The sequence below is a fragment of the Candidatus Seongchinamella marina genome (assembly GCF_026262685.1).
Lineage (GTDB): Bacteria > Pseudomonadota > Gammaproteobacteria > Pseudomonadales > Halieaceae > Halioglobus > Halioglobus marinus.
The window spans coordinates 342,482-361,960 of sequence record NZ_SHNP01000003.1 but is presented as its reverse complement, the minus strand read 5'-3'; the positions used below and the strand labels follow the sequence as shown (position 1 = coordinate 361,960).

Here is a 19,479-nt window from a genome sequence, read left to right as displayed (position 1 = left end):
ATTTGTGGCTGACCTAGAGATCCGTCTCCTGACGAAATTCTCGCTCGATTTTCTGTTCCTGCTCGTAACGCCTGACGCCCTTACTGGAGGTACTGTCTCGCAGCCGCTGCTGGAAACGCTGGCGGCGATACCGTTTTACCAATCGCGGGAAGCGCTCCTCTTCGATCTCTCCCGCAATCAACTCCTCAATGAAGGCGATATCAATGCCGACCCGATAAGCAATGCGGCTGGGACGGATTTTATGCGCATGAAACTCCGCCACGATATGAATTTGCTCTTCGCGGCTATGTCCGCAAACCCTGGAGTAGCCATAGGGAGGCGACGGGGTGCGGGAATCTTTATGGTCAGTCTGCAGGCTCATGGCAATATTATTAGCCGCTCATCCGAAAAATACCAGCAGCCTAGTGATATAGGCCCGAACTATTTGAGCGGGTGTTCGTGACTTTTCGCCAATGACCAGGTCCTACGGTCTCTGCGAGTGCCATGCTCAACGCTTATTCTGTAACAGCAAGTGTCAGCAGACTGGCGAGATAGCCGGGAGAGTGCAATACTTGTTTGTCTGTCACTCATCAAACAAGGAGTCTCCCATGAAACGTCTTATTCTCATTTCCAGTCTGCTTATCCTCACCGCCTGTTCAGCCGAACCCGGCACAGAGAAATGGTGTGAAACCAAAAAAGAACAACCCAAATCCGAGTGGACCGGCGCCGACGCTGCCACCTACACCAAGAACTGTCTTATCGATGGTTTGGAAGTAGGCTCAGAAGGCTGGTGCGAAGACCTATCAGGTAAACCCAAAGGTGAATGGACTGGCGATGAAGCCTCCACCTACGCCAAAAATTGTGTAATGTAACCAGGAAACCCAACCCCATGATAAAGACTATAAAACAGCTCCTGCTGGGGGCAACGATAGCCTTCACGCTCATTGGTGGCGCCCAGGCAGGTGAAGCCCTGCAACGCATTATCGACTTCAAAACACTCAAAGTGGGAATGTCTGCAGACCAACCACCGATGACCACCTTAAACCGCCAGGGCGGTGTTATGGGTCTTGACGTGGACCTGGCCAGGGGACTTGCCCGCGCCATGCGTGTGCAACTGGACATCAAGGTGTTGCCTTTTGGTGACTTGCTGACCGCATTGGAAAAAGGTGAAATTGACCTGGTCATGTCCAACATGTCAATCACTCCGGAGCGGTCGGAAAAGGCCTACTTTGCCGGGCCTTACATGATGACTGGTAAGTCCATTCTCACCCGCAGTTCAGTACTGGCCCAGGTCGAAAGCACTGGCGCTATCAACCGCGCCGACCTGAAAATCGCCGCCATTGCAAATTCCACCAGCGCCACGTTCGCTCAGGAAAACACCCCAGAGGCCGAACTCATCACAACGGCAACCAGTGATGAAGCAGTCGCCTTGCTGATTGCCGGCAAGGTCGATGCGGTGCTGGCAGACATGGCGGTATGCAAACTAGCCGTGCTGCGCAACCCTGAATCAGGTCTGGTTACCCTCAAAAAGCCACTGACAATGGAGCCCGTGGGTATAGCGATTAAAGCTGACGACCGTCAATTGCAGAACTTGATTGACAACTTCATGGACGCCTTTGGTAAAACCGGTGTCCTGAGCCAACTGCGCAAGAAGTGGTTTGAAAACGGTGACTGGGTTGCTGCCCTGCCCTAGGGCTCACCATGGACCCACTCTTGCACGACTGCACGCCAGCGTCCAAAACAACGGCTCGTTGTAGCGTGCAGCAATGAGCAAGAGTGGCCCGATTGTCATTGCCCATCGTGGCGCCAGCGGCTATCTGCCCGAGCACTCCCTCGAAAGCAAAGCCATGGCGCACGCCATGGGAGCTGATTTTCTTGAACAGGACGTGGTACTCACCAGCGATGGTGTACCTATTGTTCTGCACGACATTCACCTCGATAGCACCACAAATGTTGCACGACTATTCCCTGGCAGAGCCCGGGAAGACGGCCGCTACTATGCCCTGGATTTCAATCTGCAAGAGATCAAGGCACTAAGTTTACATGAGCGCAGTTTTACTAATGATAGCGGCGAAGAACAGGCCTTCTACCCCCGTCGATTTCCTCTTGATCAGGGCAGCTTCCGCTTACCTACTTTAAAAGAGGAGATCAGCCTGATCCACGGACTGAATCTCAGTCGAGAGAAAAAAGCCGGACTATACGTTGAGCTGAAGTCACCGCTATGGCATCAACAACAAGGCTATGACATAGCCACCGCGGTGCTTGGCGCACTGGCAGAGACCGGCTATGCAACTAAAGTCGATCAGGTTTTTCTGCAATGCTTTAACGACCAGACGCTAATTGCACTCCGCGAGGTGACGCCCCTCCCACTGATTCAACTGATTGGCGAAAACGACTGGGGCGAGGAGGGTGAAATAGACTATGAAGCAATGCAAACGGCCGCGGGACTTGCCCGAATCGCCAATTATGCGCAGGGAATAGGCCCATGGATTCCGCAGGTATTGACCCACCGGGATTCAGGCCTTGAGCCTACGCCACTAACCGCACTGGCCCATGAACACGGACTGCAAGTTCATCCCTATACATTGCGCATCGACGAACTGCCTGAAGGCGCAGAAAATGCCGCAGAGCTGCATCAAGCACTCTTCGAGAAAGCCGGAGTTGATGGTTTGTTTACTGATTTTCCGGATATCACCAGGCGTTACCTGCAGGCCAGGTGATGAATTTTTTGGAGGCGAGAAACCATCTTCTCAAACGCCCCGAGGCGCTGGAAGACTTCCCCTTTGGCCCAAAAGTCGCGGTATTCAAACTGCAAAAAAAGATATTCGCTACATTGCTTCAAGGCGAAGCCAGCGCGCGCATGAATCTGAAGTGCGACCCCGACGAAGCCCACATCCTGAGGGACATTTTTGCGGCCGTATTACCCGGTTATCATATGAACAAGCGCCACTGGAATACGATAATACTGGATGGCAGTATTCCCCGTGGGGAGGTCGAGCGTATGATTGAGAATTCCTACGCTTTGGTCGCAAAGGGCCTCAAACGCAGTATCCGCGAGGGCCTAGAAATCAGGCACGGCCAGGATGCCATTTATGGTAAAAGCCCGGTTAATTGCGCCATTTTCCATCAAACCGCACTCTCTACCCCTTGTGACTAGTACTCACTCGCGCAACGAGGCATTATCAGTTCTTTGGAGTACCCCGTTGATCCATATAAGCCTGCCGCCCCCAGCAGGATTTACCCTTTTATGCAGCCATGGAAACTAGCGTGACCCCCAAGGTAAACAGACGAACAAAAATTGTTGCCACTATTGGCCCCGGTAGCGAATCTGACGACATGATCGCGAAGCTCATTTCGGCTGGCGTGAACGTATTTCGTCTTAACTTCAGCCATGGCACGAGTGCACAACATGCCAAGGTGGCTGCCCGGATCCGCAAACAATCCGTCATTGCCGGCCAGTACGTGGGGATTCTAGCGGACCTCCAGGGGCCCAAGATTCGAATCAGCACCTTTCGCAATGACTCGGTAGATTTGGCAATCGGCGACAGTTTTCGCCTTGACCTGAACCTGGGCGAGGGACAGGGCGACAATCGAGGCGTCGGCCTGGACTACAAAGACTTGTGCAGCAGCGTAGAGCCTGGCGACATACTGCTACTCGACGACGGCAGGATCAGGCTCAAGGTAGACGACGCTACTGCTTCGGTGGTCGATTGCACGGTGGTCATAGGAGGAAAGCTCGGCTCACGCAAAGGTATTAATCGCCTTGGCGGGGGGCTGGCTGCACCCGCGTTAACCACAAAAGACATCGCTGACATCGACAGCCTTGTTGAGGTTAGACCGGATTTTGTTGCGGTATCATTTGTCTCCAGCGAAGAGGATATTTTACAGACTCGCGACCTCCTGCAAAAACATGACTTGAACCCTGGCATCATCGCCAAGATCGAGCGCGCCGAAGTGGTTGCCGATGAAAATATTCTCAACGGCATCATCCGCGCCTCGCTGGGTGTCATGGTCGCCAGAGGTGACCTGGGTGTTGAGGTCGGCGATGCTCAGTTAATCGGCATCCAAAAAGAACTCATCTCCCGTGCCAGACAAATGGACCGTGTGGTGATCACCGCGACGCAGATGATGGAATCAATGATCGACAATTCAATGCCCACCAGGGCAGAGGTTTTCGATGTTGCTAACGCCGTACTGGATGGCACAGATGCCGTCATGCTTTCAGCCGAAACCGCAGTGGGCAACTATCCAGTAGAGGTGGTCAAAGCAATGGCAGATGCTGCCCTTGGTGCGGAACGCCAGGCGGTGACTAGAACCTCGCGTTATCGACTCGACAGACAGTTCTCCACGCCTCAGGAAACCATTGCCATGTCGGCAATATACGCTGCCAATCACTATGACAGCGTGCGCGGCATCGCTTGTTTGACGGAGAGCGGCAACACGCCGCTGCTGATGTCGCGACTCAGTTCCGGCTTGCCTATTTTTGGCCTTAGCAGTGACGCCGCAACACTGCAAAACCTGTGTTTGTGCCGTGGTGTCATCCCCCTGTTTTTCGATGCGTCTGCGTTCAAAAAGGAAGAGGTTGATGCCAGAGCTATCGAGTTTTTGAAAGATGGTGGCTATCTGCAACGCGATGATTCAATCCTGCTGACCAAGGGCACGATCATGGGTCGGTCGGGCTCAACCAATATCATCAAAATCCTCCCGGTGCTCTAATGGCTGCAGTCACTCGCCTAACTGCCGATGTGGGCGGCACCAATACACGTATTGCGCTTTACGATGAACTCTCCGGGGACTTTCGATCTGTCGCCACTTTTGTTAACCGAGATCACGGTTCACTAGAAGACATTTTAAAAACCTGGCGTAAAGACCTGAATGAAGATTGGCCCCATCGGGGCTGCATCGCCGCTGCGGCTCCACCTTCGGGCGATGAAGTGGTAATGGTCAACATCGGCTGGTCATTTTCTCGTTCGGCACTGGCAAAACAGTTTGGGCTCCACCAACTGCGCTGGCTCAATGATTTCCAGGCCAATGCCCACTCATTGCCCTACCTGGGGCATGAAGATGTCGAGCAACTGCATCCGGGCACAAAATCAGATCACAGCAAGTTGGCAACCGCTGGTCCTGGCACCGGCTTTGGCGGAGCGACCTTACAGTGGGTGGGCGGCACCCCCATCGCCATCGACGCCGAACCCGGGCATGCAGGTCTGTCACCCGGCACCGAACTGGAAGCGGCTATTTTCAGCCATTTCCTACCCGAACACGGAGACATCTATACCGAACTTCTCGTTTCCGGTTCCGGGCTGGTCAGGCTGTACACAGCCATCGCCCAACTACGCGGAGCAACACCACAGTCGCTAAGCCCTGCGGAAGTCTCTCGCAGGGGGCTGGATGGTAGTGATGTTCACTGTGTTCAGGCTCTGGAAACGTTCTGTGCCCTACTGGGCTCAGCCTGTGGCGACTTCGTTCTCTCTAACGGGGCCTATGGCGGTCTTTTTATTGCTGGCGGAATCGTTCCGCGCATGCAAGATTTCTTAAAACAGAGCAGCTTTATCGCAAGACTGCAGGGAAAAGGCTTGATGCAAGAGCATCTGGCACGCATGCCGGTTCGCCTAATAGTCACAGAACACCCGGGTCTGATCGGCGCCGCTCATGCTCCCCTCAACGCGACTGGGGAAAGCTAACTCGCACACAAAAACCGCGCCCCTGCTCACCGGGGCTAGTCACAATACTCGCTCCGTGTAATTCGGAAATTCGGGTAGCAATGGATAATCCGAGACCCGCCCCAAGGCCGGCACTTCCCGGAATCCGATAAAAACGTTCAGCCAATTGTTGATGCTCTGCAGGGGATAGTGGCTCGCAGTCATTACAAATTTCCAGCGACACCTCCCCTGCCAGCTTTAGTCGAATCGACACCACAGGGTCTCCGCTGCTGTAGCGAAAAGCATTCACCAGTAAATTGCGAAACATAATCGCGAGCGCTTCAGCGTTTGCCTGAATAGGAATGGCATCACCCTCCTCTAGATCTACCACCAGGCCACGCTCAGCTGCAAGGTGAGCTGTATCAGCAAGTGTCTCAATGAGCAGCCCTCGCAACTCAACCGGAGCCACGACAACAGGAGCACCCGGATCCAACCTTGCCAGGGTGAGTAGCTGCTCGACTGTGTGCGTCGCTCGATCGACACGCTGGGTTATCCGAGCAAGCATTCCAGCTGCCGGTTCTGTTTTCAACTGCCGCTGACACAGCTGCACCTCGGTCTTGATCGCGGCCAGCGGAGTCAACAGCTCATGAGCTGCGTTAGCGGTGAAACGCTGCTCTGCGTCCATGGCCTGGGCCAGACGCGACAATAATTCGTTCAGCGACAACACTACGCTATTGAGCTCCCTCGGCACCTTTTGCGTATCCACCGGATCGAGCAGTCCGGTTTTACGCCGCGCGATTTGCCCAGCCAGATTGCGTAAGGGTAGCAGGCCGCGAGCAACGCCCAGATAGAGTAAGGCAACCGTCAGCGGCAGCACTATTAACAAGGGCATAAAAGCGCTGCCCAGAGTGCCCAGCATATCTCTTCTGGCCGCTCCCATTTCAATACCCACCTGAATCCACAGCCCGGAATTTTCATCCCGCTTACTCAACAACCGCCAGTGACCCTGGCCATCTTTCAGTTCTCGATCGACCAGACCTTCAGTGTCTGGCCTCTCAAACAGGGGGGACCCGGCCAACACCGCAATCCTGCTCTGTTTCTCCCAGATGTTAATAGCAGGGGCAAGACCTTCAGTAACAATCCCCTCTATAAGAATAGGGTCCAGGTGAGCCAGGTCATAATCATGACCACTCCAAGCCTCGTAAAGTGGCTGCCCCTGGGCAAGCTGCCGTTCAAAAACGCGAGTGATGTAATTCACCAGGTCGGCATACTGTCCAAGCTGCCGATCGACCTGTTCCAGCAACACTCTGTTGGCGTAAAAATAGGTCACACCGGCGGAGCCGATCCAGGCAAACAGGGTCAACGCCAGCAGAATGATAGTGAGTCTTTGTTGCAGCGAGGCAGTCATTGGGAAATGCGGTAACCAACGCCGCGCATAGTTTCAATACAGTTGCTTCCAAAGCGTTTTCGCAGGCGCGAAATATAAACCTCTACCGTGTTAGAACCGACCTCTTCTCCCCAACTGTAAATCCCTTCTTCCAACCGTGCCCGAGATACAAAGCGCCCAGCATTGCGAATCAGGATTTCTAAAATCGCATACTCCCGGGCAGTCAGATCAAGCATCTCTCCCTCAAAAATCACCAGCCGATCGACCGGGTCAATAGTAATTCCACGGGCTTCCAGTTGCTGGCTACGGCCCTCGCCGCGACGCCTGAGCAGCGTGCGAACCCGGGCAAACAACTCGTCAATTTCAAACGGTTTGGTGAGATAGTCGTCCGCCCCGGAATCCAGGCCATCAACCTTATCGTCCAGCGTGTTGCGAGCGGTCAGTAGTAGCACAGGAATATCATGCTTATCGGCACGAGTTTGCCGCAACACCTGAATACCGGGGACTTCGGGCAAACCAAGGTCCAGAATCATCAAGTCGTAGGGTGTAGCGCCAATTGTAGCTCGAACCGGCTCGCCGCTGCGCAGCCAGTCAACTGCATAGTGCTCAAGACGCAATGCCGCCTCCAGAGACTCCCCTAGTTGGACATCATCCTCCACCAGTAATATACGCAACGCTGATTCCATACCCACTCAGACAAGGTCAAAGGGTATACCTTGCATAAACAAGATGAAACCGGCCTGAAGCGAGTAAAGCTCTTCGAGTCATTCGCTAGGCAAGTCATAAACACTTAAACAAGACAGCTGTGCTCTTTGTGGGGCAGCAAGGACTGTAAGAAACTTTACATTGAGGCATAAAAAAAGGAGCCATCAGGCTCCTTTTTTATTCTTCGACCCACTAACAGGTCGCGTCTTAGCCCTCAGCCAGACTGCGCTGTCGCTCCAACTCTGAATCCATATACTTGATCCACTGCGACGCATATTTTGCGGAACGCTCATCACGCGAGGCGGCTTTAAAGGCATTTCTCGCCTTGTCATACTGCTTGACGTTGAAGTAAGCCATTCCCAATATCAGGCGAGCATTATCCGGGCGCTTGACGCCACCACGGGACAAGCCTTTGTTAATGGCCGTGATAGCCTTTTTGTTGTCGTCTCCGTCGAGATAGATATTACCCAGGCGAGCATACAGCTCTCCGGTATCGGACTTGGCAGCCGCCTTTTCCATCGCCGGAATGGACTTCTCAACTTCCTGCGCCTGACGCCAGGCACTGCCTGCAATTTCCCAGTTTTTAGATTTGTCGTCAATCGAGCTATCTTTGAGGCCCTTATCCATTACCTTTGCGGCTTTGTAGGGAACATCAGCGTTTAAATACAGGTAGGCCATAGTGACTTGCTCTGTGCCCTTATCCAGCATGCCCTGCACATAGGCTGTTTCCATCGCAGACAACTGCTCAGATTCTTTCTTCTGCTCTCCGTACATGTGAGAGACCTGCACCCAATATTGCTTCTTCGGGTAATGGGTCAGCAGAATTTCCAAAATATCGACCGTCTTGTTGATATTGCCTTTCTCAAAATGCAGGAAACGTGCGAGGTTGTACCACTGTTCCTTGGGTATCTTGCCTTTTTCATCGTACATGGAGATTGCCTTCTCCACATTGAACAGGGACTTGTTGTAGTCCTTCATCTGATAGTAGCCCTGCGACAGCAAAACATAGGCCGAAGCGTTGGGCGTTTCAGTCATGTCGAACCACTTGAGCAGAGCGTCCACACCCCGCTTCCAGTCTTCTTGCACGAAATACAACTGGGCAATGGTGTAACGAGTATTGATCTCCATTGCCAACGGTATATCTGGCTGCGAGACCACATTTTCGTAGGCCTTCAGGGCATTCCTATAATCTTCCCTGGAATAGTAAATAAACGCATAAAGGTTATAAACATTGGCCAGCTCATAGCTATTCAATGCTTTTTTACCGCCCGCAGCGATCATTCCGTCCAGCACCTTCTGGGCGCCCGCAAGATCCTTCGCTTCTGCAGCGACCTGGGCCTCTGCCAACTTCTCGTAAACCTTGTTACGTAACGCCGGCGTGCGCCGGGTTTCCCGCGTATCCTTGGGCTTGTCTTCGGCCGCCACGGCGGCAGAGAGCGGAGTAAGCCCAGCGTCTGACTGTAATTGGGTTACCGCTACCTGAGATAGCAGTAACGGCAATGAGAACAGTGCTGCGCGGGTCCAGATCTTGTAATTTAACAATTTCATAACAGCTAAGCCTTGTTACTGTTCCAGCTCATAGGTGAACTTGTTTTGTACACCAGCCACCTCGATGGCTTCACCATCGACAACTCGTGGCTTGTACTTGAACTTGGTTGACGCTTTCACGGAAGCTTTCTCAAATACACCAGAGGGCTGGCAATCAACTGCAACGGGATCACGAATCGCACCAGAGGTGGTTACCGTGTACTCGACAATGCAATAACCACTGATGCCGCGAGTTTGAGCGCGACGTGGGTAAATAGGAGCAACCTTTACGATAGGCAGATACTCACCATCGCCGGAGGACATGCCAGACGTCGAGATGCTGATATCGATGGCGGCAGCTGGTGCGATATTATCCACATTGGTGTCCATATCCAGATCGATACGGGCCATGTCTATTTCAGGGGGTGGCTCTTCCGGATCCTCCACCTTTTCTGGCTTCTTGGAGTTGGTCTCCAGCTGAATTTCTTCATCCGGTTGGACCAGGTCTGCAATTTTTTGATTCGACACCTCAGGATTCTTGAAATCGCGGTCGATCAGGCTATGCATAACCATAAACAAGCCCACCACCACGGGAAGGGCGAGCAATACTGAAACGATTATTCTCACTTTACTATCACCCATCTAGCTTAACCCGCGTCATCGGTGGAAACACACAGCGGTGCATCCATCAGGGGTTTGATCACTCCTAGCAAATCGCTCAACGCTGAGGTTGGCGTATCCACGTCAGCCTGAATTACAAAATTAGCCTTGGGGGCCTCTTTCTTGGCTGCCTCGGCCAGGCGATATGCCCGGTCTATGGGGATCTGCTTCTTGTCGTAGTAAACGTCGCCCGTAGCGTTAACGGCAAAAATAATAGTTCCCCTATCACAGGCACTGGTTGTCACCGCCTCTGCCTTGAGTATCTCTACACCCGGTTCTTTAACAAAAGACGACGTCACAATGAAAAAGATGAGCATGATGAACACAACGTCCAGCATTGGAGTCAGGTCAATTTCGCCCTCACCGCCGCCATCCTGTGCGCCACCTGAACGACCGCTTGCCATACTTCGACTGCTCACTTCTTTTCCTCCGCTGGCCAATTGACCTGCTTCACGCCGGCCTCTCGGGCGGCATCGCCTACTTCAACCAGCGCTCCGGCACTGGCACCAGACTCTGTTTTGACTGTAAAGGATTGATCAGGATCCGATGCCAAAAGGCGAGCAATATTGGCGCGAACCGCGCGGATATCAATCCTGCGATTCTCCATCCAAATCTGATTGTCACCCGTAATAGTGACAACAATGCTGGTGGCGTCGGTTTCCGGCGGATTCTGATTGCTGTCAGGCCGGTTCATCTCGATACCGGCTTCCTTCAGGAAGGATGCGACCACAATAAAAAAGATCAGCATAATAAACACGACATCGAGCATCGGTGTCAGGTCGATTTCAGCCTCATCGGCATCAGCTTGTCGGTTTCTCTTTCGCATCTAACTGGCTCTATTAATGATCCGTAGTCAGGTTGTCACGCAGGAAAACACTTTCCCGTTGGGCAATCCTGGTCACATAAGTATTGGCAAAAACGCCAGAAAGTGCAGCAACCATGCCGGCCATAGTCGGTATCGTTGCCTGCTGGACACCTCCAGCCATGGACTTCGCGTCACCGCCACCCGTCACAGCCATGATGTTGAAAACTTCAATCATCCCGGTCACCGTGCCCAGAAGACCCAACAATGGGCACAGGGCAACAAGGGTCTTGATCACAGGCAAGTTGCGGTTGATCTGCATTCGAGCCTGGGAAACCAGCATGGCACGTATCTGCTCGGCCTCCCACGATTTACGCTCGGAGCGTCCTTCCCACTTGCCGATAACCTGCGCAACGTCGTTCTTCCAACCGAACTGCAAGTACCAGATTCGTTCGAAGATCAGCGTCCACATCACGAACAGGAGGGCTGCGATCAACCATAATACATCGCCACCCTTGTCCATGAAGCCGAGGAGTACCTCGATAATACCGCCCATATCAAGACCTCAGATTGGCTTCAGTATGCTCTGCAATCATTCCCGTAGTCTGCTCGTCCAAGATGTGAATGATGCGCTGCGCGCGTCCATTCACCACGGTGTGCAGAAGTACGGTCGGGATAGCCACCAACAGACCAAGCACTGTGGTGATCAGTGCGCCGGAGATACCGCCGGCCATCGCCTTGGGATCGCCCGCACCAAAAATGGTGATAGCCTGGAAGGTGATAATCATACCGGTCACAGTACCCAACAGACCCATCAGCGGTGCCACAGCTGCAATGATCTTCAGCAGTGTGAGTCCACTCTCCAGTTTTGGAGTCTCTTTTAACACACCCTCGGACAGCTTCAGCTCGAGAGTCTCTGTGTCCATTGTGGGATTGTCTTCATGAATCTTGAGAACGCGGCCCAGCGGGTTGTTTTCTTTGGCCGTGTCGCTCTTCAGCTGAGCATTGACTTTGCTGCTAACAGCGGTCAGTACAACCAATCTGTAAATTGCGAGCAGGAAGGCAAATATACCAACAGCGGTAATCGCATAGCCCACATAACCACCCTGATGCCAACGCTCCTCCAGGTTCGGAGTATCAATGATGGCTGCCAGGAATGAACCTCCGGTAGGACCGGTCGGGTCAATACCAAAGCTGTGCATGCCGCCAGATGCGGAAGCCAGTTCAGCAGCCCATCCTGTATACGGTCCGCTGGGCTGGCGTGGCAATTCGCTCAAGCTGCCGTTGTCGAAGCTCAGGTAATTACCGTTGATATCAACCATGTTGAAAGCACCGATACGAACAACTTCGCGCTCGGCACGTTCGCCCGCTGGGGATGAGACCTCAGCACTAAACTTGGTGACAACACCAGTCTCACGAATTTCGCGCAGAAGCTCGAACCATACCCGCTCGATCTCCTCGATGCTGGGCAAGGTGTCGGAACCACTCATCTTGGAGATCAGGTCCTTAAGGAATTGCTCCCGGCCCGGATACTGGGCAGAAGCCATGGACACCTCAAGATTCGATGCAAGATCGCCTGACGCAGATGTCAGGTGGCCGAACAATTCAGTCAGGGTACCCAACTTTTCCTGCAGCTGCTTTTGCTTGGCTGCAATCAATAGCTCGTTTTCTTCAAATGCTTGCTCAAGCTGGGCGCTTAACCGCTCTTGTTGAGCACGCTCAGCTTCTGCGCGCTTCAAAGCGCTCGCTTGATTCGCTTTATCTTTGGAAAACTTGGCTTCGCGAGCGCGGTTTTCTTTCGCTTCGCTGCTTTGGCCCTGCTTAACGAACTTCAGCAGTTCATCCAACGACTTGGCGTCTTGCGCCATAGCGGAGCCCGTTGAGAGAGTCAGTGCGCCGCACAAAACAAAAGCAGCGGCTTTTACGATTTTAGCGCTCATCAGTTGGCCTCCGGAGCCGAAACTGGCATGTTCAATAATTCAATCGTGGCCTGCTTCTTCGCAATTCGAATGCCTTTGCGAATAGCCCCGTCGTAGTCACCAGAAGGCAGCTCAACCCAAGCACCGCTGTTGGTATCCCAGGCACCAGAGCTGGCACCGTCGGTAGTCTGATACATCAGGGCGATGCGGCCTATGCGTAAAAAGTCCACATCGCGGGACGATCCATTCATATCAATAACGCCGCGGTAAGTGTCGATGCCACGTCCGTATTGAAGCTCAATATTGTAGGCTTCAAGAACGCCGCGGAACTTCTCCGCCACGCTGACGTCAGCGCGATCGATATTGGCACGCAGGAATTCAACCCGCTCCATGCGCTCTCCCTTCTGGAAAGGCACGTCCAGTTCTACAAACTGCTCCAGACCATCGATCATGCGAATAACCAGCGGCGTCATCTGCCTCTGAATAACCGTCACCTGGGAAATTGATTGATCAATCTCGCCAACGCGCTTCATCTGATTGTCGATCTGGCGCTGCAGACGAGCGTTATAAACTTTGAGACCGTCAATCTGCTTGCTAACTGTTTTGTAGTCACTGAGCAAATCGCGCGTCTCGTCAGCCAGTCGGTCAATCTTGACCTGGGACTTTCGAGCCGAATCATTTTTGGCTTCTCCAACCGCTAAGATGGAGTCCAACGTACTGGCCTGCACTGCAGCCGCGGCGCCCGCCAGGGCGCCAACGGAGACAAGCGCAGCGATCAGTGCATTTTTTAATCGATGCATAGTCATGGGAATCGTGTTTCCTGTGTCCAACAAAAAGAATCGGCTCTGATAAAACCGGTATCTGAACTATTTATATAGTGGATAAACCAGAGTCGGTAAACCGAGGCAGCGAATTTAAACCAAATAGTATCCGTTTTCCAATTTTCAGTGCGCTCGCTATAGGGTAAAACAGGCTCTTGGGTAAAACGGTAACACATAGCAATAATCTTCAACGCGACGGTAACAATTGTAGCGTGCTGTGAGAAACCTCGGCTTAGCGCTCAAAAACTACGAAGCTGTAACCATAGGGGTTGCTCTCGCTGGCCTCATGCCGCTCCCGGGAAACCTCCCGCCACGCCGTCCAGTCGATCTGGGGCAAGTAGGCATCGCCCTCCACCTCGGCATGCACCTCTGTCAGGTATAGACGATCTGCAGCAAGCAGGGCCGTGCTATAGATTTCAGCCCCGCCGATCACCATTAACTCTTGCGCACCCTCGTTCGCCGCGACGTCCTGCGCCAGCGACAGGGCGTCACCCAGACTGTGAACCACATTCACACCCTCTGCACTCCACTGCGAAGAACGGGTGACGACAATGTTGGTGCGCCCAGGGAGCGGTCGGCCAATCGACTCATAGGTTTTACGACCCATCACAATTGGCTTACCCATGGTGGTGCGCTTGAAGTATCGCAAGTCCTCCGGCAAATGCCAGGGGAGAGTATTGTTCCGACCAATAACACCGTTTTGCGCAGCGGCAACAATCACTGCCAGCTCAATTGCCACGCGCTCAGACCGCAACTGGCGCTGAGATATGCCCATGGGGGTTGTAATCAACCAACTCAAAGTCCTCGAAACAATAATCGTAAATACTGTCAGGGCGACGCAGAATATTCATACGCGGCAGCGCGCGCGGTTCACGTGATAACTGCTCTTGCACCTGCTCCATGTGATTACTGTAAAGATGGGAATCACCCGTAGTAATAATAATTTCGCCCGGCTCAAGGTCACATTGCTGGGCTAGCATCATTGTGAGTACCGCGAGGCTGGCGGTGTTGTAGGGAAGACCCAGGAAAGAATCACTTGAGCGAATATATAACTGGGCTGAAAGTCTCCCTCCAGCAACATAAAACTGATAAAGCAGATGACAAGGTGGCAGCGCCATTCGCCCCGCCCTCGCGTTCTCCTGGGGACTGGCCTTTTCGTCTGGCAGATACTCCACATTCCAGCCATGGAACAGTATCCGCCGACTATCGGGGGAGTTGCGCAAACAATCAACGACATAGTCAATCTGATTGATACTGCCTCCATCGCTGGTTGGCCAAGCAGTCCATTGAGCCCCGTAAATCGGCCCCAGATCACCGTCCTCGGTGGCCCACTCGTCCCAGATAGACACTCCGTTTTCTTTCAACCATTGGGTATTAGTCTCACCGTTAAGGAACCAGATCAGCTCGTTGACGATACTTTTCAAATGCAGCTTCTTGGTTGTTAACAGCGGAAAGCCATCAGCGAGATCATGACGATACTGCCGCGCAAACACTGAGAGAGTCCCTGTGCCAGTGCGGTCGCCCTTGCGCACACCGCTATCCAGAATATCCTGAAGAAGGTCTAGGTATTGCTTCATTTACTTGGTTCCAGTTGCGCGTTGCGCAGTAGCAGATGAGCCTCGGTAGGCGACAAATAACAGAGTAATGCCGACCGCGATCATCGGCAGACTGAGGATTTGGCCGCGAGTCAACCAGCCAAAGGCTTCATAGCCAATATGGGCGTCTGGCTCGCGGAAAAACTCCACGAAAAACCTGGCGCAGCCGTAGCCCAGGGAGAAGAAGCCCGAGACTGCGCAAGTAGGACGAGGCCGGGAAGAGAACCAGAACAACAACCCAAATAGCAACGCGCCTTCCAACGCAAACTCATAGAGCTGCGAGGGATGTCGCGCAAGCTGCAGGGGATCGGCAGGGAACACCATTCCCCAGGCCACATCGGTAGGCCTTCCCCAGAGCTCCTGGCCGATAAAGTTGCCCAGTCGACCCAGACCCAATCCAATCGGCACCAGGGGTGCGACAAAGTCCATGACCCGCCAAAAAGCCAGCTTCTGCTTGCGGCCAAACAAGTACATGGCTAACAGCACCCCCAGGAACCCGCCGTGGAATGACATACCACCCTCCCAGAGGCGCAGGGCCCAGGTGGGGTCTTCTATTAAACGCTGACCACCATAGAAAAACGTATAGCCCACGCGCCCTCCCAGCACGATGCCAAGAGCAGCGTAGAACACCAGGTCATCTACCTGCTCACGCTTTATTGGGCTCCAGGGCTCGCGGCAGCGCCTGATCGCCAACCACCAGGCGACGGCAATACCAGTAAGGTAAGCAAGCCCATACCAGTGGATTTTCAATGGGCCAAGGGCCAGGGCAACAGGATCTATTTCAGGATAAGGCAGCATGGGCAGACCATCGGGATAAGAACGTATTATTATGCACGTGCTGCGGTTTCACAATTGTTTCCCGATATCCAGAGGAGTAATAAAGCCCACAATGTGCCTGATACTGTTTGCCCACCAGGTCAATAACCAATACCCGCTGGTCGTCGCCGCCAACCGCGACGAGTTCCACCAGCGTCCCACAGATGCCTCTCACTACTGGCTCGAGCATCCCCAGGTGCTGGCCGGGCGCGACCGCCAGGCTGGCGGCAGCTGGATGGGGGTCAATCGAAGTGGCCACTTTGCCGCCGTCACCAATTCCCGCGACCCCGAGCAAACCAAAGCTGCCGAGCGCTCCCGCGGCGAGCTCGTACTCGGCTACCTGCAAGGGGATTTATCCGCACAGCAATACCTTGATCAGCTGTCTTTGCGCGCGGGCGCTTACGCCGGGTTCAACCTGTTATTGGGGGACCGCGAAGATCTCTGGTATGTCAGCAACTCCGGCCCCTCCAGCGAGCAATCGCCCAGACGATTGACGCCGGGTATCTACGGCTTGAGCAACGCCTCTCTGGATACGCCCTGGCCCAAGGTTCAGCGTGGCAAGCAGGTCATGGCAGAAATATTGCAGCACCCGCTTGACCATTCTGCCCTGGCGACAGCGGTAGACAGCCGCCAACTCGCCAGCAAAAACCAACTGGACCTGCAAGCAATGAATACGGAGATGGACCAGCTGCTATCAGCCCAGTTTATCGTCGGCGATGCCTATGGCACCCGTGCCACCACCACCTGCTGGCAAACATCTGCTGGTGAATTTCACTGGAAGGAAAGAAGTTTCGACGCCCGAGGCGATCTCATCGAAGTGGTTGAAAAAGAAGTATAAGTCGCTAATCCACCGGGTTATGGATAAAGCGCTCCATACCATGCTCCGCAAGAAAGCGCTCCAACAGTGCATGGATTTCGGCTGGGTCCTCACGTTGCAAGGCAGCAGCCAGTAGCTCGCGGGCTTCAACCAGACTGACATTACGCAATGCCTTTTTGACTTTCGGCAAACTGGTAGCATTCATGGAGAGCATGTCGTAACCCATGGCCAACAGCAACACAGCACCTTCTGGATCCCCCGCCAGTTCCCCGCAAATCCCTACCTTTTTACCCTCGGCCATGGCCGCTGTCGCCACTTCCTGAAGCGCCTGCAAGACGGCCGGGTGCAGCGAATGATAAAGGTCCGCCACCCGGGCATTGTTACGATCTACGGCGAGCAAATACTGAGTGAGGTCGTTCGAACCTACGGATAAGAAATCGACCCGTCGGGCAAGCGCCCTGGCCTGGTATACCGCTGAAGGCACTTCCACCATTACGCCAATGCTGGGCAGCTCGGTAGTCACCCCTTCCTGCACCACCTCGCGGTGACTGCGTCGAATCAAGTCCAGGGCTTCATCAAGCTCAGAGACACTGGATATCATTGGCAGCATGATCCGCAGATTGCCTAAACCATCATTGGCCTTGAGCATGGCACGTACCTGGGAAAGAAAAATTTCCGGATGATCCAGGGTAACGCGTATTCCCCGCCATCCGAGGAATGGATTGTCCTCTTCAATGGGGAAATAGGGCAGCGATTTATCACCGCCGATGTCCAGCGTACGCATCGTAACTGGCCGGGGGGCAAAGGCCTCCAACTGGTTACGGTAAATTTGTCTCTGCTCCTCCTCAGAGGGAAAGCGCTCTCTCAGCAAAAACGGCACTTCGGTACGATAAAGACCAACCCCTTCGGCACCCTGCTCGAGAGATCGGACCACATCAGCCATCAGGCCAGTGTTAACCCAGAGCGGCATGCGATGTCCGTCCAGGGTGACGCAAGGCTGGTCCCGCAGAGACTCCAGGTCCTTGTTCAGCTCCAGATCTGAGTCCACCACCTCCTTAAAACGTGACAACACCTCTGGCCGCGGATTGAGGTGAACCGTCCCGTTATAGCCATCAATAACAACACTGCGCCCTTCCAGTCGCGTATAGGGCAGGTCTACCGCACCCATAACGGTGGGCACACCCATTGCTCGGGCGAGAATAGCCACGTGAGAATTTCCGGAGCCGCGAACAGAGATCAGGCCCGCCAACTTTTCCCGGGGAATTTCGCCCAGTGAAGAAGCCGTCAGCTCCTCGCCTACCAATACCGCATTATCGGGAAAGACCTGCTCTTCCTTGGTAGAAGCCTGAAGGTAAGAAAGCACCCTGGTGCCTAAATCCTTCACGTCTACCGCGCGCTCTTTCAGGTAGCTGTGCTCCATGCGTTCAAAATGACGGATATGCTCGATCATCACCTTGCTTAGGGCGCCCTGAGCCCACTGTCCTGCCTTAATCAGACCGACGACTTCCCTGCCAATGGAGGAGTCATCCAGGATGCCCAGATAGACATCAAACAACGCATGATCTTCCGGGCTTAGCTCGCCGCCCAGATTATCAGCGACACCCTGAATGTCTTCGCGGACCCGATCCAGGGCAAAACGAAAAGCATGCAGCTCCGCCCGTCTGTCCTTAACGGTTTTGCGCGGCACGGCATAAAGATCAGCGATAGGCGAGACCACCACGCAAGTACCAATTGCTATACCTGGTGCTCCGGGCACACCTCCAATCTTGGCTGGCGCACCCTCGGCGACTTCGTCCGAATCCACTGCACCGGTAACCCTGGCGTGCGCGATAACGGCCGCCAACTGGGCAGACATAGTAACCAGAAAGGCTTCTTCGCTTTCATCAAAGCGCCGATGCTCGGCCTGCTGTACCACAAGCACACCGAGAACATCGCGCTGGTGAATAATGGGAACACCGAGAAAAGCGTCGAAGTGCTCTTCACCCAGATCCGGGAAAAAACGAAAATTGGGGTGGCTTTCCGCATTTTCCAAATTGAGGGGTTCTTCCCGCTCCGCCACGGTACCGACCAGGCCTTCGCCCGCCGCAAGACTGGCTAGACCCACTTGCTCCTGGTTAAGACCTTCGGTGGCGCGGAAAATGAAGCGCTCCCCCCCGGGCTCTCGCAGATAAATACTGCACACTTCAGTGCCCATGGCCACTCGGACCTGGCGCACAATAATGCCCAGAGCGTCCTCCAAACCGCTGGCTGCGTTGACCTCCTGGACGATCTGGCGAAGTGTTTCAAGCATTGGCTTCTCTCATCACACGCTCGTCCCACGTCTGCGTGTGTCTTCCCAGAGGCAAAGCCAGCTCTTTCATTGCTCTGCGGTAAACCTCCCGCTTGAAGGAAATCACCTCGTTGAGGGGGTACCAATAACTGACCCACTGCCAGTGATCAAATTCCGGCTTGTCATTGAGATCCAGGCGCACAGCATTGTCGTCGGCCAACATACGAAGCAGAAACCACTTTTGCTTCTGCCCTATACAGAGTGGCTTTTGCCCTTTGCGAACAAAGCGCTTGGGCAGTCGGTAGCGCAGCCAACCGCGTGTCACACCGAGCACCTCAACCGCCTCAGGGCCGAGCCCCACCTCTTCTTCCAACTCGCGGTAGAGTGCCTGTTCCGGTGATTCTCCCTGATTGATACCGCCCTGTGGAAACTGCCAGGCATCACGGCCGCCCACGCGACGAGCCCAGAGCACCTGGCCCTGGCTATTTGCCAACACGATCCCTACATTTGGACGAAAGCCGTCTTTATCAATCACTATTT

General features: G+C 53.9%; 22 protein-coding genes. 7 read left to right on the top strand and 15 right to left on the bottom strand.

Going from position 1 to position 19,479, the window contains the following annotated elements; genetic code table 11:
- Positions 1-13: 13 nt before the first annotated feature.
- Positions 14-361 (bottom strand): hypothetical protein, encoded by a 348-nt coding sequence (locus EYC87_RS10100; RefSeq protein WP_279252751.1) that lies wholly within the window; start codon positions 359-361, stop codon positions 14-16.
- Positions 362-587: 226 nt separating this feature from the next.
- Here EYC87_RS10100 and EYC87_RS10095 point away from each other — a divergent pair, with 226 nt between their 5' ends.
- From EYC87_RS10095 to glk, 6 genes are all read left to right on the top strand, one after another.
- Positions 588-851 (top strand): DUF3012 domain-containing protein, encoded by a 264-nt coding sequence (locus EYC87_RS10095; protein WP_279252750.1) that lies wholly within the window; start codon positions 588-590, stop codon positions 849-851.
- A 17-nt stretch (positions 852-868) separates the two neighbouring features.
- Positions 869-1,672 carry a substrate-binding periplasmic protein gene (locus tag EYC87_RS10090; protein ID WP_279252749.1) on the top strand — a complete coding sequence of 268 codons (804 nt, stop codon included), beginning with the start codon at positions 869-871 and terminating at the stop codon, positions 1,670-1,672.
- Between the two features lie 73 nt (positions 1,673-1,745).
- On the top strand, positions 1,746-2,699 hold the full coding sequence (glpQ, locus tag EYC87_RS10085) for a glycerophosphodiester phosphodiesterase (RefSeq protein WP_279252748.1): 954 nt from the start codon (positions 1,746-1,748) through the stop codon (positions 2,697-2,699).
- Positions 2,699-3,136: an MmcQ/YjbR family DNA-binding protein gene (locus EYC87_RS10080; protein ID WP_279252747.1), complete on the top strand. Its 438-nt coding sequence runs from the start codon at positions 2,699-2,701 to the stop codon at positions 3,134-3,136. The genes glpQ and EYC87_RS10080 overlap by 1 nt, the downstream gene beginning before the upstream one ends.
- Positions 3,137-3,234: 98 nt before the next feature.
- Positions 3,235-4,695: a pyruvate kinase gene (pyk, locus tag EYC87_RS10075; RefSeq protein WP_279252746.1), complete on the top strand. Its 1,461-nt coding sequence runs from the start codon at positions 3,235-3,237 to the stop codon at positions 4,693-4,695.
- On the top strand, positions 4,695-5,663 hold the full coding sequence (gene glk / locus EYC87_RS10070; RefSeq protein ID WP_279252745.1) for a glucokinase: 969 nt from the start codon (positions 4,695-4,697) through the stop codon (positions 5,661-5,663). The genes pyk and glk overlap by 1 nt, the downstream gene beginning before the upstream one ends.
- Here glk and EYC87_RS10065 read toward each other — a convergent pair.
- The 12 genes from EYC87_RS10065 to lgt all read right to left on the bottom strand — a co-directional run bounded on the left by EYC87_RS10065 (position 5,641) and on the right by lgt (position 15,835).
- Positions 5,641-7,029: an ATP-binding protein gene (locus EYC87_RS10065; protein WP_279252744.1), complete on the bottom strand. Its 1,389-nt coding sequence runs from the start codon at positions 7,027-7,029 to the stop codon at positions 5,641-5,643. The genes glk and EYC87_RS10065 overlap by 23 nt on opposite strands.
- The gene (locus tag EYC87_RS10060) at positions 7,026-7,682 is read right to left on the bottom strand and encodes a response regulator (RefSeq protein ID WP_279252743.1); all 657 of its coding nucleotides are present in this window, start codon (positions 7,680-7,682) and stop codon (positions 7,026-7,028) included. Before EYC87_RS10060 ends, EYC87_RS10065 begins: the two co-directional genes overlap by 4 nt.
- 238 nt (positions 7,683-7,920) lie before the next feature.
- Entirely contained in the window at positions 7,921-9,261 is a 1,341-nt protein-coding gene (locus EYC87_RS10055; protein WP_279252742.1) for a tetratricopeptide repeat protein, read from the bottom strand.
- Positions 9,262-9,276: 15 nt separating this feature from the next.
- Positions 9,277-9,882 carry an energy transducer TonB gene (locus EYC87_RS10050; protein ID WP_007230873.1) on the bottom strand — a complete coding sequence of 202 codons (606 nt, stop codon included), beginning with the start codon at positions 9,880-9,882 and terminating at the stop codon, positions 9,277-9,279.
- A 5-nt stretch (positions 9,883-9,887) separates the two neighbouring features.
- Complete coding sequence (locus EYC87_RS10045) at positions 9,888-10,304, bottom strand: ExbD/TolR family protein (protein ID WP_007230882.1); 417 nt, start codon at positions 10,302-10,304, stop codon at positions 9,888-9,890.
- 11 nt (positions 10,305-10,315) lie between these two features.
- Positions 10,316-10,726 carry an ExbD/TolR family protein gene (locus tag EYC87_RS10040; protein ID WP_007230863.1) on the bottom strand — a complete coding sequence of 137 codons (411 nt, stop codon included), beginning with the start codon at positions 10,724-10,726 and terminating at the stop codon, positions 10,316-10,318.
- Between the two features lie 13 nt (positions 10,727-10,739).
- The gene (locus tag EYC87_RS10035) at positions 10,740-11,258 is read right to left on the bottom strand and encodes a MotA/TolQ/ExbB proton channel family protein (RefSeq protein ID WP_279252741.1); all 519 of its coding nucleotides are present in this window, start codon (positions 11,256-11,258) and stop codon (positions 10,740-10,742) included.
- A gap of 1 nt (position 11,259) precedes the next feature.
- Complete coding sequence (locus tag EYC87_RS10030; RefSeq protein ID WP_279252740.1) at positions 11,260-12,642, bottom strand: MotA/TolQ/ExbB proton channel family protein; 1,383 nt, start codon at positions 12,640-12,642, stop codon at positions 11,260-11,262.
- Complete coding sequence (locus EYC87_RS10025; RefSeq protein ID WP_279252739.1) at positions 12,642-13,427, bottom strand: DUF3450 domain-containing protein; 786 nt, start codon at positions 13,425-13,427, stop codon at positions 12,642-12,644. The genes EYC87_RS10030 and EYC87_RS10025 overlap by 1 nt, the downstream gene beginning before the upstream one ends.
- Before the next feature lie 247 nt (positions 13,428-13,674).
- Positions 13,675-14,217, bottom strand: coding sequence for a dihydrofolate reductase (locus tag EYC87_RS10020; protein WP_279252738.1), 543 nt, complete (start codon positions 14,215-14,217; stop codon positions 13,675-13,677).
- Entirely contained in the window at positions 14,186-15,019 is an 834-nt protein-coding gene (locus EYC87_RS10015; protein WP_279252737.1) for a thymidylate synthase, read from the bottom strand. Before EYC87_RS10015 ends, EYC87_RS10020 begins: the two co-directional genes overlap by 32 nt.
- Positions 15,020-15,835, bottom strand: coding sequence for a prolipoprotein diacylglyceryl transferase (gene lgt / locus EYC87_RS10010; RefSeq protein ID WP_279252736.1), 816 nt, complete (start codon positions 15,833-15,835; stop codon positions 15,020-15,022).
- A 91-nt stretch (positions 15,836-15,926) separates the two neighbouring features.
- Here lgt and EYC87_RS10005 point away from each other — a divergent pair, with 91 nt between their 5' ends.
- Positions 15,927-16,691 (top strand): NRDE family protein, encoded by a 765-nt coding sequence (locus EYC87_RS10005; protein WP_279252735.1) that lies wholly within the window; start codon positions 15,927-15,929, stop codon positions 16,689-16,691.
- Positions 16,692-16,695: 4 nt separating this feature from the next.
- Here EYC87_RS10005 and ptsP read toward each other — a convergent pair whose 3' ends face one another.
- Positions 16,696-18,960, bottom strand: a complete 2,265-nt coding sequence (gene ptsP / locus EYC87_RS10000; RefSeq protein ID WP_279252734.1) for a phosphoenolpyruvate--protein phosphotransferase — start codon at positions 18,958-18,960, stop codon at positions 16,696-16,698.
- Entirely contained in the window at positions 18,953-19,474 is a 522-nt protein-coding gene (locus EYC87_RS09995) for an RNA pyrophosphohydrolase (protein WP_007230879.1), read from the bottom strand. Before EYC87_RS09995 ends, ptsP begins: the two co-directional genes overlap by 8 nt.
- Positions 19,475-19,479 lie beyond the last annotated feature (5 nt).